Raw genomic sequence first — 13,249 nt, forward strand, 5'->3', positions numbered from 1 at the left:
TTACGCCATAAATGGCTCAGGCAGACAGTTGGGGATGAGGCTGAATTAAAGCTCAATATTTGAGATTTTAAAAATCACCTCTCGCTAGCCCTTTCCTAGCAAGAGAATTTTTATTCTTTGATTTCAGGTGAATCACTTTGAGTAATTCTTAGATGATCACAATAATCCTCATGTTTGCGCTGAAATCCTATTTTCTCCATGCGAGTAGCAAAAATCCGCTTCCCTGTTTCACGCATACTTTCCAACACCAACTCAGGTAAATTGAATTCACGCTGAATCTTTAAAATCATTTCGTGCAAAGACTGAGCTTGGTTGTTGCTGCAAATATAAACTGGTTCAGGATGTTCCACGTGAAGCAAATATGCCAAAAAACTTGCCAAATCATCAATATGAATTCGATTTGACCAATGTATATTTGGGTAACTTATCGTGCTTTCTGCAAGTTTGAGCATGCGTGCAACCGATGCGCCATAAATACCCGAAGGACGCACAATCACACATTGTTCAGGATAAGCCTGTTGCCACAAATGTTCCATCTGCAACAACAACTGCCCTTGCACATCCTTGGGCTTAGGCACAGTCTCATCATCAATACGTTCACCTGCGTTTTCACCATACACCCGTGTAGATGACACCACAATAATTCGTTTTACAGGATGATCTTTTAATGCAGCGACGATCGACGGCACAGAATTTACATAAGTCTGTTGATACGTTTCTATAGAACTTAAAGCAGTATTCCGAGACGGTGCAAGCAATACATAAACGGCATCTACAGGTTGAATCTGTGATAAATCGAGCTGTTGAATATCCTGAAGCAGATGCGTCATATCATGATCTGTTTTCGGACTGCGGCTAATTGTGGTAATTTGATGACCGAGCGTAAATAGTTGTTTTGCAACACGCTGCGATGTTTTACCATAACCAATAAATAGAATATGCATTCAGCACCTAATCATAGCATTTAAAGTTGAGGGGACATGGCTGCAGTCCATCAGTTGCAAGGGGTAGGCTCTGCCTCTGCTGCATTACTCGAAAAATTAAATATTTTCACTACAGATGATTTGTTGTTTCATCTACCGCGTGACTATGAAGATCGTAGCACGATCATCCCCATGAACCAATTAAATGTGGGGCGCAGCTATTTACTCGAAGGCGTGGTCAAAGGGGTGGATTTTCCACCCGGTAAACGCAAGTCAATGGCAATCAATTTAGAAGATGAATTTGGCAAAATCACCTTACGTTTTTATCATATTTATAAAGGCATTACAGATCGTGCCAAACTCGGCAATCGTTTAAGAGTATTTGGCGAAGTACGGGTTGGAGCGCGTGGTCTGGAAATGTATCACCCCGAATTAGAACTGATCACTGAACATACCCCACTACCTAAAACCCAACTGACTGCCATTTACCCAAGCACCGATGGGTTGACCCAAGCCAAATTGCGCGAATACGTCAAACAAGCCTTGGCACAGCATAGTGATGATTTGCCTGAACTCTTGCCTAAAAAAATGACCAATGGTTATGCACTCAAACAGGCGCTGGAGTATATTCATCACCCACCTTTGAATGCCAATATGCTGCAATTGGCACAAGGTTCTCACCCTGCGCAGCAACGCCTGATTTTTGAAGAATTAGTGGCGCATCAAGTCAGTTTACTGACCCGACGGGCTTATATTCAGCAAATTGCCTCACCTGCATTTGCCCCTAGTCAAAAACTAGCACCTACATTACTCGGTAACATGCCATTTCAAATGACAGGCGCACAACAACGCGTTTCGCAAGAAATCATGCAGGATTTGCAGCGTAATAAACCCATGCTGCGCTTGGTACAAGGTGATGTAGGTGCAGGTAAAACGCTAGTTGCTGCAGTCGCGGCGTGCCATGCCCTAGAAGAAGGTTGGCAAGTTGCGCTGATGGCACCGACTGAAATTTTGGCAGAACAACATTATCTGAACTTTCAAAAATGGTTTGAGCCACTTGGCTTAACTGTGGCGTGGTTATCTGGTAAACAAAAAGGCAAGGCACGCGCAGCGGCTGAACTCAGCATTCAGGATGGCAGTGCCAATTTGGTGGTTGGTACACATGCGCTGTTTCAAGACAATGTACAATTTGCCAAATTAGGTTTGGTGATTATTGATGAACAACACCGTTTTGGGGTCGATCAACGTCTGGCATTGCGCAATAAAGGCACCAATCACACCACACCGCATCAATTGGTGATGACTGCAACCCCTATTCCACGAACCTTAGCCATGTCCGCCTATGGCGATTTAGATACTTCAGTGATTGATGAGCTACCACCAGGACGTACGCCTATTCAAACGGTGACCATTCCGCTAGATCGGCGTGAAGAAGTCCTGCAACGGATTGCTAGCAATTGTGCCGAAGGCAAACAAGCCTATTGGGTTTGTACCTTGGTGGAACAATCGGAAACCTTAGATGCACAAGCTGCCGAAGCGACTTTTGCTGAAATTAAAGAACGCTTTCCTGAACTGAATATTGGGCTGGTACACGGCAAAATGAAAGCAGATGAAAAACAAGCTGTCATGCAGCAATTTAAAGACAATCAACTTCAGTTACTGATTGCCACCACAGTCATTGAGGTTGGGGTCGATGTACCCAATGCTTCAATTATGGTGATCGAAAATGCCGAGCGTTTAGGGCTTTCACAGCTACATCAGTTACGTGGACGGGTTGGACGTGGTGCCAAAGCCAGTTTTTGTGCCTTATTGTATAAAAATCCACTTTCGCAAAATGGACAAGAACGCTTGCGGATTATGCGCGAAACCAACGATGGTTTTGTGATTGCAGAAAAAGATTTAGAACTGCGTGGCCCTGGGGAACTTTTGGGAACCAAACAAACAGGAGATATGGGCTTTCGACTGGCCAAACTGGAACGGGATGATCATTTACTGGCACAGGCACACCATGTAGCACAGCAAATTTTAAAAGATTATCCTGCACATGCCGAAGCTTTGCTAAAACGCTGGCTGCCTGAGGCACCACGTTATGCCTATGTTTAAAAGGATTGCAGTCGTAAGATGACTCAGCCAATCAACCTAGTACAACGCGGCATAGAATGGCTGCGCCAACTGCAACCGTGTCAGCTCTGTCATAGCGACACGCAATGGCAACATTCGGTCTGTCAAACCTGTTGGCAAGAATTACCGTGGCGTAGCCAAGCAGTACAACGTCAAGAAATGCAGATTCAAGTCGCCTTTGATTATCACTATCCAATTAATCGCATCATTCAACAATTTAAATATGAACAGCAGTTACAATACCAACTGCTTTTGGTAGGTGCGCTAAAACAATTGTCTTATCCTAAAATTCAAGCCATTGTACCGATGCCAATTTCCTCTACCCGCCTGACTGAACGCGGTTACAATCAATCTTTATTTTTGGCAAAAGGACTGGCGCGGCATTTAAAGGTTCCGATTTGGCAGCCTGTGACCCGCTTGCAACAGCACGCGCAAAAAGGCTTAAGTCGCTTAGAACGATTAGAAGACATCCAACAGCAATTTCAAATTCAGACTGCACCTAAAATCCGTTATCGTCGTGTTTTAATTGTGGATGATGTGGTCACAACGGGCAGTTCAATTCATGCACTCAAACAACAATTACTCAAGCTTGGCTGTCAAAAAGTCGAGGCGGTTTGTCTCGCCAGTGCCGAATAAAATATAAAACTATTCGGTTAGGCATGCTCAATTTATGAGAAAGTTGCACTTAAAATATATGCGAATGGTCAATAACGCCTAATCAAGTTGTAAATATTGTCTTAACCACGGCATCACCACTTCACGGGTCAGTGGTGCCAACAAAGTATCTCGATCATCCAAATCCACCCACTTCATTTCAGCAATTTCAGCAGCAATTTTTGGGGTCTGATCAAGCTGCACCCAATACACATAACTCACTAATCGGCAATCCGGTTCATTGGCCGTTGCCGTTTCATAGCGACCAATAAATTGTTGAATTTTCGCCTGACAGCCAATTTCTTCTGCAATTTCTCGCAACATGGTCATTTCAGGTGCTTCATTACGTTCTAACTTGCCACCGACTTGCATAAAACACGCGGTGTGCTGTTTACGTACCACCAATAACTGCTGTTTTGCATTCAAAATTATTGCGGCGGCAACGGTAATAATGTTGCTGTTGATCTTAGCCATTTTATTTCACCAATTCCTGCTGCACCCACTCTAGCTCAGGCACTCCCCATTTCATTTCAGGGGCACTATATTGTTCAAATCGCTGTAAAATATTGTCAATACAGTTCGATACAATCAATGCCTCACAAAAACGTGGCTGAGTAAATCCTTTTTCAGAGGTCTGTCTTAAAAACTTCAGCAAATCATCATAAAAGCCATCAACATTTAAAAAAGCACAGGGTTTCGAGTGAATGCCTAATTGTGCCCACGTCCATTGCTCAAAAATTTCTTCTAACGTTCCCGAACCACCTGGCAAAGCAATAAAGCCCTCGGCCAATTCTGACATTTTTATTTTACGGGCGTGCATGTTTTCAACAATATATAATTCAGTCAAATGCGGATGCGCCAATTCATACTCTGCCAAACTTTCAGGCATAACGCCAATTGCACGGCCGCCTGCTGCCAAAGTACTATCTGCCACCACCCCCATTAAGCCTGAGCGCCCACCGCCATAAATTAAAGTTTTATCTTGTGCAGCCAGGGTTTCCCCCACTTTTCGTGCATTTTCAACAAAAACAGTATCTTTTCCTGAGGCAGAACCACAGAAAATAGCAATTGACGACATCATTTTTTCACCATGTTATCTGGCTGTCATGCCATAAAATAAACTTCAGGGAGATTTTTAAATAAAATAGCATTCTGAGCAGTGTATTTAGTAAGATCCTTGTCTAAAATACACCCATCCACACAACCCATACTGCGCAAGGAGAAAAGACGAATGCTTGAAGCCTTTTATGCCACAGAGCGCGGTAGTCTGGAAGATGCCACCATTAACGGTGGTTTTGATTTGCATCCAGATCTGGTCTGGATTGACCTCATTGCCCCTTCACAAGAAGAACAGCAATGGGTACTAGACGCATACTCACAAAATTTACCCACTTTAAAGTCTTTAGAAGACATTTCATCTTCGGCGCGATTCTACCGTGATGATGACGGTATTTTACACATAAGCACCTATTTTTTAACGAAAAATAAAAACTATCAAGTCGATGGCGAAACTGAAGATCATTCCAGTATTTTAGCTACCGTACAAACCGTTGCCTTTATTTTACATAAAGAACGCCTATTTACCCTACGTGGTGAAAAATTAGTGGCATTTCGGGCATTTCGAGCGCGTGCACGACGTAACGACTACGAAATTGATTATAAAGACCCGACTTGGGTACTTTTAGGCTTGCTTGAAGCTAAACTAGACGAACTTGCGGATATCTTAGAAGATATCCACAAGGACTTAGAAAAGTATTCCACAGAAGTTCTGAATAACCGTCATCGTGAGCAAATTTTAGACCTCGATGACATGATTACCCGACTGGCACAATTAGAAGACATGCTTGGAAAAGCTCAACTGTGTTTGATTGATTTACGTCGCGTCCTGACCTTTTTGGCACGTCCGCGCGCGTTGGGCAGTCATATTTATGATGCCGACATTCGAGAACTCAGTGAAGATGTACGCTCACTGGTCGAACACGATGCCTTCTTATTCCAGAAAGTACGTTTCTTACTCGACACAACTTCGGGCTTCATTAACACCGAACAAAACGACACCATTCGTCGATTCTCGATTTTACCCAGTATGTTAGCGCCACCGATGCTGGTTGCTAGTGTTTATGGCATGAACACCGACGTGTTGCCTTTTGCCAAAGGGGCCACCAGTTTTATTGTAGTCAGTATTATTTTATTAGGCTTCTTTATTGGCCCATTAATTTATTTTAGATGGAAAAAATGGATTTGATGACTTGCTCGCTCCTTTAAAAGAGATTTGCAATCTCACTTACTTGTTGAATACAGCAAGAAACTTTGTCTTGTCCTGAAATAGATTGACAGTATTCCACTTCAAACCGAGTTAAGCAATTAGCTCGGTTTTTGTTTGCTCATACATCTGATTCGGGGTGTTCATATTTAAACTTAAATGCGGTCTATAACAATTGTAAATCATGATAGATTCCGCAATTAAGTGATCTAACTCCTTCATGGTTTGACATCGCGTGGTTAAAAACTCCTGCTTTAATATTCCATTAATTCGCTCTGCTAATGCATTCTGATAACAGTCCTTGCCATCTGTCATGGAAGGACATATCCCATAATGGCGCAATGCCGATTGATATAGCTCAGAGCAATATTGAGCACCTCTATCTGAATGATGAATCATCCTAGTCGCTCGATCTGTCGCTTGCTGCATCGCCATATGTAGAGCCTGCACAACATTCTCCGCACGCATATCATTCGATAACTTATAACCTTTAATCTGTCGGGTATAAGCATCTGTCACCAAGGATAAATAATGCACACCTTCAGCACTCTCAACATAGGTAATATCACTAACAAAGACTTCATTGGCTTGCACTGCTGAATAATCCTTTAATAAATTTGGATGCTTCTTCATCCAATGCTTGCTATCCGTAGTTTTTGTATAGCGACGCTTAGGGCGAATCAATAAGTTATTTTCTTTCAATATTTTAAATAACTGATCCCGTCCACACTTTAAACCACGTTGCAACAATTTGCCTTTAATAAGCCAATACAGCTTACGTGTTCCGATACTTGGCATGAGACAGCGATATTCCATAACCAACTCAAGTATTTGTTCAGTTGCTTGTGCAGTCATTTGAGCACGTTTTTCTGCTTGATAATAAGCTTGTCGGGTGATTCCCAACCACTGACAATAACGTGAAACGCTTAGTCTTCTTTGGCTTTGCCAATCTTTGAAACGTGCTCGGTATACTTTTTTCCAAGATCAGTCCCACATTCTTTATCAATGTGATAAATCACATCCTGAATAAATTCAGTTTTAAGCTTTTCTGCGGCTAACTGCTTTTCTAATTGGCGGATTCGTTGTTGGGGTGTCAATTGGCGTTTAGAAGAAGTCGGCATATTCGAAGTCCAGTCCTGTTGTCCGTGCTTGCGTAACCATACCAGCACAGTTGATCTTCCTTGAATACCATATTTTGCCTGAGCTTGCTTATAAGTAATTTGCCCTTTTTCTACTTCATGTACCACCATCATTTTAAAGGCAAAGCTATAGTCACGTTGTGTACGTTTAACTCGTTGTTCTCGTTTATGTTCCATAAAATAAGTCTCTTAAGGTGTAAACTTATTTCAGGACGGGACACTTAAACCAATAAAAAAGCACCTTACAAGAAGGTGCTTTTTTGTGGTTTTTCAGTTTAGGCGAGCAGTTGTAAATCATCTTGCAAATGACAGGCTTGAATGATCTTCATCATTTTTTCAGGAACCGCTTTAAACTGTAAGCCTTTGGCTTCAGGTGTCTGACGCAACCATTGTACCAAAACAGCCAAAGCTAAAGTGCTCCCCTGTTGCAGCTGCGCCAAATTGACCACTAAAGGTAACTGCTGCTGACGAATCAACTGCAGACCTTTTTGGTAATATTGCTCTGCATTACTGAAATTTATTTTTCCAGAAACGCATAATTCCTGATTTGATAATTCAATCACGCCACACCTAACCTATTTTTTCTTTTCAACCGCAGCTTCTGCATCTGGTTTAAAGGTTGCAATGGCTTTATCAATATTGCCACCATTACGCTTCACGTTTGCCGCGAACTGGTTACGGAATTGCAAACCTAAATCAATACCCGAAACGTTAATGTTTCGGATTTTCCATTGGCTGCCTTTGTCTGCTAACTGGAATGACACAGGAATTTTTTCACCATTATGCAAGAAATCAATAGTCACCACTGGGTTCTTACTGTTGGTCGCCTTATAAGGACGCATGGTGTAGCTTTGGTTGCTAAATTTCGCAAACGCTGTGCCATAATTCTCAATTAAAGTTTCACGGAAGTTTTTCTCAAACTGCGCGCGCTGTGCTGCTGAACTGTATTGGTTGGTTGCATAAGTACCCATCACAATACGGGTAAATGCTTGCGCATCTACATACGGATCAAGGTTTTGACGCACAATCGTTTTGACCAATGCTGGATTGTTCTGCAATTTAGCATGATCTGCTTTTAAACGTGCAATCAAGCTATCGGCAACTTTTTTCACAAAAGCTGGTGGCGCCTCTGCAGGTGCAGCAAATGCAGTTCCTGCCAACATGGTCGAAAGTACACTTACCGCCAGAGTTTGCTTTAAAAGTGTTTTCACGGACAATCTCCTTCATTACTCAACAAATGACACTTCCGCATCTGTTGTTTCAGCTGTCGCTATATCTTTATCTGCGTCTGACGCTGCGCCGGATGTTTTCGCTGCACCGCCAGTAATAAACTTACTGATTAAATCTTCTAGATCCATGGTGCCTTGCGTGTTGGCAATTCTTTCACCACGCTTCACAAAGTTCAAACCACCACCTGGAACCACTTTGAGATATTTCTCACCCAATAGACCATTTGTTGCTACCATTATATAAGCATCTTCATCAATACTGGTGATGGATTTCATGTTGCCTAACAGTTGTTGTTCCATTTCTTTTTGTTGCTGAGGACTTGCGTCTTGGTATTCTGCACTGTAGCGCAACTCTTCAAGTGCATAATTTTGCACTGTTTTCAGTTGTTCAGGATTAAAACTGGTCAACTTGCCATCGAGTTCAAATTCAACTGTCGCCAAACGTGATACAGGATCTAAGCTAATATCATGAACACGCCCAATCGTGACACCGCTCATGGTGACTTTAGCGCGTGGTTTTAAACCATTCACGTTGTCGAATGTTGCAGTCATATTATAACTGTCGCGCAAATTGGTACCCACCAATCCACTGACTTTCATGGCCAAGAAAAATAATGCAATGCCTGTCAAAATGACAAATACACCTACGGCCAGCTCACTTGTACGTGATTTCATTAAACACCTCCGAACATGACCGCAGTCAACACAAAATCAAAACCTAAAACACATAATGAAGAATACACCACGGTTCGTGTGGTCGATGTCGCAATGCCTTCCGATGTAGGGACACAGGCATATCCTTGATATACTGCAATCCAAGTACAAATAAATGCAAAAACAAAACTTTTAATAATGGTACCGTTGAAAATATCTTTATAAAACTGGACGTTGCTTTGCATACCACTCCAGAAAGAACCTTCATCGACACCTAGAAAATCGACCCCAACCATTTTACCGCCCATAATGCCAACCGCAGCAAAAATAATGGACAGCATCGGCAGGCTGATAATTCCCGCCCATAAACGTGGTGACACGATACGTTTGAGTGGGTCTACCCCAATCATTTCCATACTGTCCAATTGCTCTGTAGCTTTCATCAGACCAATTTCTGCAGTTAATGCAGAACCTGCACGTCCTGCAAATAGAAGTGCAGCCACTACAGGCGCAAGCTCACGTAACAAAGTCAAAGACACCATGGTGCCTAACATGGCTTCTGAACCGATATTGACCAAAATAGAGTAGCCTTGTAAGCCCAATACCAGACCAATAAATAATCCTGAAACCGCAATAATCAATAATGACATCACGCCAACACGGTACATTTGGTACAGGAATAACTTCACCCCAAGCAGGGTTGGCATTGAAAACAGAATTTGCAACAACATTTGGGTGGCGACACCAATGCCACGAACACGCTCAATGACGCGTTGACCTAGTGCGGCAATAGCATTCATGAACGCACCTCATCACTTAAATAAGCCCGATGGCTAAATTGATAATCGACTGGCCCTTCGGCAGCGCCTGTTAAGAACTGACGCACAAATGCTGATTCATGCTGTTTTAATTCTGCAGGTGTACCTTCACCCTGAATCACGCCTTCCGCAACAATATAAATATAATCAGCAATGGATAAAGTTTCAGCAACATCATGCGAGACAATGATGGTGGTTAAATCTAACGCTTCACGCAACGAACGGATTAATCGGGTCAACACGCCTTTTACAATCGGGTCTTGCCCGGCGAACGGTTCATCGTACATGATCAATTCAGGGTCTAACGCAATTGCACGTGCCAGTGCCACACGACGGTTCATCCCGCCTGAGAGTTCTGCAGGCAGGAGTTGTTCTGTACCACGCAAACCGACTGCTTCGAGTTTTAAAGCCACCAGCTCCGCAATTAAATGTTCAGGTAACTGGGTATGTGCACGCAATGGAAATGCAACGTTTTCATATACGCTCATATCAGTAAATAGCGCACCACTTTGGAATAACATGCCCATACGTGCGCGCGCAGCAAACAACTCCTGGCGCGACATTTGCGCAAGATTTTTTCCATCTAGAAGAATATCACCATGATCGGGAGTCAACTGACCGCCAATCAACCGTAATAATGTAGTCTTACCTGTACCTGAAGGTCCCATAATGGCAGTAATTTGACCACGGCGAATCTTTAAACTGACATTTTCATAAATGACACGTTTTCCTCGTTTAAAGCTCAGTTCATTGACTTCAATCAATGACGGCTCATGTTGAGGCATTGGATTATTCATAGCTGAGGGTTTTCCTGCATTTTTTCAGCACGCATACTATAAAGGATTGAAGCGCAAAATGTTATCTAGCAAATTTTTAAAAAATGTGCGCATATTGTTCAAGCAGTCTTATTATTGTTATTTAAATCACTTTTAGGACAGCAACAACTTAAAAGTAAGAAGAAATAATATAATACACTAAATTGCATAAAATGAGTGCTAAACCAATAAACGGCATCATTCCCTCTCTCGTCTGCATAAGCAATCGTAAGCTACTGATGTTCATAATTAGCAAATAGAGTTAAAAACGTGACCTATTATACATTTTATTTATCTAAAGCAAAAATTTTTATCATAAAAAACCAGCGCTGAGCACTGGTTTTTCTTTATACAAATTGCTATCGCGGTCTTAGTCGTTAAATTTACGACGTGGACGATCAAAACCACCTTCACGGCGTGGACGATCTGAATTGAACTCGCGACGTGGACGATCTTCGCCACCAAAAGAACGCTTAGGACGATCATCAAACGAACGTGGTTGACGGTCACCAAAACCACCTTCACGACGTGCAGGACGATCACCAAAATCACGTTTTGGACGATCACCGAAGCTACCTTCACGACGTGGTTTGTAGTCTACGCGGTTGCCGCGGTTGTCATCATTCGCATCAAAACGCGGCTTATCGTTGAAGCCACCTTCGCGACGCGGACGGTCTGAATTAAATTCACGACGTGGACGATCTTCAAATGAACGCTGTGGACGATCACCGAAACCACCTTCACGGCGTGGACGATCTGAATTGAACTCACGACGCGGACGATCTTCAAATGAACGTTGTGGGCGATCACCGAAACCACCTTCACGGCGTGGACGATCTGAGTTGAACTCGCGACGCGGACGATCCTCACCAAATGCAGGACGTTCGCCACGTGGTTTGTCATCAAAGCTGCGACGTGGACGATCTTCACCGCCTTCACGACGTTTAAAGTTGCTTTCGCCTTCAAAACGACGACCGCCACCAAAACCGCCACGACCACCGCGACCGCCATCACGACGACCACGACCACCGTCACGACCAGAACGTGCTGGAGGTGGAGATGGCTCTAAACCTTCAATTTCTGAAACGCTTAAACGTGCATCTAAGAAATCTTCTAACGCACGGATTTTGCCGCGCTCACGGTAAGTTGCCAAAGTAATCGCGTTACCAGTACGACCCGCACGACCTGTACGACCAATACGGTGTACATAGTCTTCATTCTTCATTGGTAAACCGAAGTTAATCACGTGAGAAATAGTTGGTACGTCTAAACCACGTGCTGCAACGTCTGTTGCAACCAAGATTTTTGCACGACCTTCACGAATGCTGCGTAAACGACGGTTGCGAACGGTTTGTGGCATTGCACCGTGTAGTGCAACAACCGAGTGACCCGCTTCAGCCAATTCTTCAGCCAACATATCGGTATCTTCTTGAGTAGATGCAAATACAACCGCTTGATCTACACCTTCATCAGATAACCAATGTGACAATAATTTTTTCTTGTGCTCGAAACCATCAGTCCAGTGTAAAGTCTGGGTGATGTCCATGTTGGTTGAGTGACCTGTTTCAATCGCAATACGTACAGGCTCATTCATCATGCGTTCTGCAAGTGTGATAATACGGCTTGCAAAAGTTGCAGAGAACATTAAGGTTTGCTTACGGTTAGCAGCTAAATCGCTAATCGCTTCTAGGTCTTCAGAGAAGCCTAAATCGAGCATACGGTCAGCTTCGTCTACAATTAAGGCATCAACTTTATCAAGTTTGATTTGACGACGGTTCACCAAGTCAAGTAAACGACCTGGAGTCGCTACAACCACTTGCGCACCTTTTAATTGTTGGATTTGCTTACCAAAAGGCATACCACCCATAATTGCTGCAATACGTACACCTTTCATGTGACGTACAAATGCAATCGCATCTTGGCTAACTTGTTGAGCCAATTCACGTGTTGGGCAAAGCACTAAAATTGAAGGCTGAGTAATAGCTTTCATACGCTCTTTAAATGGTACGAAAGTGTCTTGGCTCGCCAATACGTTTAAAGTTGGGAGTAAAAATGCAGCAGTTTTACCAGAACCTGTTTGGCTAGATACCAATAAGTCTTTACCTTCAAGTGCCGCTGGGATCGATTGTTCTTGAACAGGAGTCGGCGTAGTAAAGTTCAAGCCTTCTAAAGCTTGTTGTAAAGATTCATGTAAAGAAAAATCAGCAAAAGTTTTGCTCATAGAGATTTTCACCCTGAAAATGGGTGCTCCATTAAATAAAGTCAGATGGACATCGGCAAAAAGCGGTACAGCAATTATCGCTGACAATTTAAGATTCAGCGGCGATCCGAGTAACGACGATGTGATATAACGCACGCATGATTACGGCTTAACCTGAAGGAATCGCTTTAGCGATTGGGGCGCGAGATATCGTCCTCTCTTTGGACCGCACGCGCATACACAATGATTAGAAGAGAAATGTTCAGGTAATGAACAGAAATTAAGTGCGTGCGCGAATTATAGCAGGATTATTTTAAAAGTCACCTCATTTAATCGACTTTGGCTGTTTTTTGTGTAAACAGTGTTAGATTGTGCTTTTATGACCAGTATGCAGACGACAACAACAGATTTAAAACCGGCAGTTTTAGACCAT

13 protein-coding genes are annotated in these 13,249 nt (G+C 43.0%); 3 read left to right on the forward strand and 10 right to left on the reverse strand.

The features are described 5' to 3' along the window. Positions 1 to 110: 110 nt before the first annotated feature. Positions 111 to 944: an NAD-dependent epimerase/dehydratase family protein gene (locus K1T76_RS11585; protein WP_019836873.1), complete on the reverse strand. Its 834-nt coding sequence runs from the start codon at positions 942 to 944 to the stop codon at positions 111 to 113. A 36-nt stretch (positions 945 to 980) separates the two neighbouring features. On the opposite strand from K1T76_RS11585, the gene recG reads away from it, so the two are divergent. Both recG and K1T76_RS11595 read left to right on the forward strand, forming a co-directional pair. After that, entirely contained in the window at positions 981 to 3,026 is a 2,046-nt protein-coding gene (gene recG / locus K1T76_RS11590) for an ATP-dependent DNA helicase RecG (protein WP_230245420.1), read from the forward strand. An 18-nt stretch (positions 3,027 to 3,044) separates the two neighbouring features. After that, positions 3,045 to 3,680, forward strand: coding sequence for a ComF family protein (locus tag K1T76_RS11595; protein WP_230245421.1), 636 nt, complete (start codon positions 3,045 to 3,047; stop codon positions 3,678 to 3,680). Positions 3,681 to 3,758: 78 nt separating this feature from the next. Here K1T76_RS11595 and K1T76_RS11600 read toward each other — a convergent pair whose 3' ends face one another. Next, positions 3,759 to 4,172, reverse strand: coding sequence for an NUDIX hydrolase (locus K1T76_RS11600; RefSeq protein ID WP_230245422.1), 414 nt, complete (start codon positions 4,170 to 4,172; stop codon positions 3,759 to 3,761). A 1-nt stretch (position 4,173) separates the two neighbouring features. Next, positions 4,174 to 4,776, reverse strand: coding sequence for a TIGR00730 family Rossman fold protein (locus K1T76_RS11605; RefSeq protein ID WP_230245423.1), 603 nt, complete (start codon positions 4,774 to 4,776; stop codon positions 4,174 to 4,176). A gap of 153 nt (positions 4,777 to 4,929) precedes the next feature. Here K1T76_RS11605 and K1T76_RS11610 point away from each other — a divergent pair, with 153 nt between their 5' ends. Then, entirely contained in the window at positions 4,930 to 5,943 is a 1,014-nt protein-coding gene (locus tag K1T76_RS11610; protein WP_230245424.1) for a CorA family divalent cation transporter, read from the forward strand. Between the two features lie 111 nt (positions 5,944 to 6,054). Here the strand turns inward: K1T76_RS11610 and K1T76_RS11615 are convergent. The 7 genes from K1T76_RS11615 to K1T76_RS11645 form a co-directional block, all read right to left on the reverse strand. After that, positions 6,055 to 7,277, reverse strand: a protein-coding gene (locus K1T76_RS11615; protein ID WP_230244305.1) for an IS3 family transposase whose coding sequence is annotated in 2 segments (ribosomal slippage) — positions 6,055 to 6,941 and positions 6,941 to 7,277 — 1,224 coding nt in all. Because the reading frame shifts where the segments join, the coding sequence is not laid out codon by codon here. A gap of 98 nt (positions 7,278 to 7,375) precedes the next feature. Beyond that, positions 7,376 to 7,663 carry an STAS domain-containing protein gene (locus K1T76_RS11620; protein WP_230245425.1) on the reverse strand — a complete coding sequence of 96 codons (288 nt, stop codon included), beginning with the start codon at positions 7,661 to 7,663 and terminating at the stop codon, positions 7,376 to 7,378. A 12-nt stretch (positions 7,664 to 7,675) separates the two neighbouring features. Then, on the reverse strand, positions 7,676 to 8,311 hold the full coding sequence (locus K1T76_RS11625) for an MlaC/ttg2D family ABC transporter substrate-binding protein (RefSeq protein ID WP_004974651.1): 636 nt from the start codon (positions 8,309 to 8,311) through the stop codon (positions 7,676 to 7,678). Positions 8,312 to 8,326: 15 nt separating this feature from the next. Then, positions 8,327 to 9,004 carry an outer membrane lipid asymmetry maintenance protein MlaD gene (gene mlaD / locus K1T76_RS11630; RefSeq protein WP_230245426.1) on the reverse strand — a complete coding sequence of 226 codons (678 nt, stop codon included), beginning with the start codon at positions 9,002 to 9,004 and terminating at the stop codon, positions 8,327 to 8,329. Continuing rightward, positions 9,004 to 9,783, reverse strand: a complete 780-nt coding sequence (gene mlaE, locus K1T76_RS11635) for a lipid asymmetry maintenance ABC transporter permease subunit MlaE (protein WP_019836882.1) — start codon at positions 9,781 to 9,783, stop codon at positions 9,004 to 9,006. The genes mlaD and mlaE overlap by 1 nt, the downstream gene beginning before the upstream one ends. Continuing rightward, the gene (locus K1T76_RS11640; RefSeq protein ID WP_026438077.1) at positions 9,780 to 10,598 is read right to left on the reverse strand and encodes an ABC transporter ATP-binding protein; all 819 of its coding nucleotides are present in this window, start codon (positions 10,596 to 10,598) and stop codon (positions 9,780 to 9,782) included. The genes mlaE and K1T76_RS11640 overlap by 4 nt, the downstream gene beginning before the upstream one ends. Before the next feature lie 388 nt (positions 10,599 to 10,986). Next, positions 10,987 to 12,837: a DEAD/DEAH box helicase gene (locus tag K1T76_RS11645; RefSeq protein WP_019836884.1), complete on the reverse strand. Its 1,851-nt coding sequence runs from the start codon at positions 12,835 to 12,837 to the stop codon at positions 10,987 to 10,989. Positions 12,838 to 13,249: the final 412 nt, after the last annotated feature.

Source organism: Acinetobacter sp. PW68 (genome assembly GCF_020982655.1).
GTDB lineage: Bacteria > Pseudomonadota > Gammaproteobacteria > Pseudomonadales > Moraxellaceae > Acinetobacter > Acinetobacter towneri_A.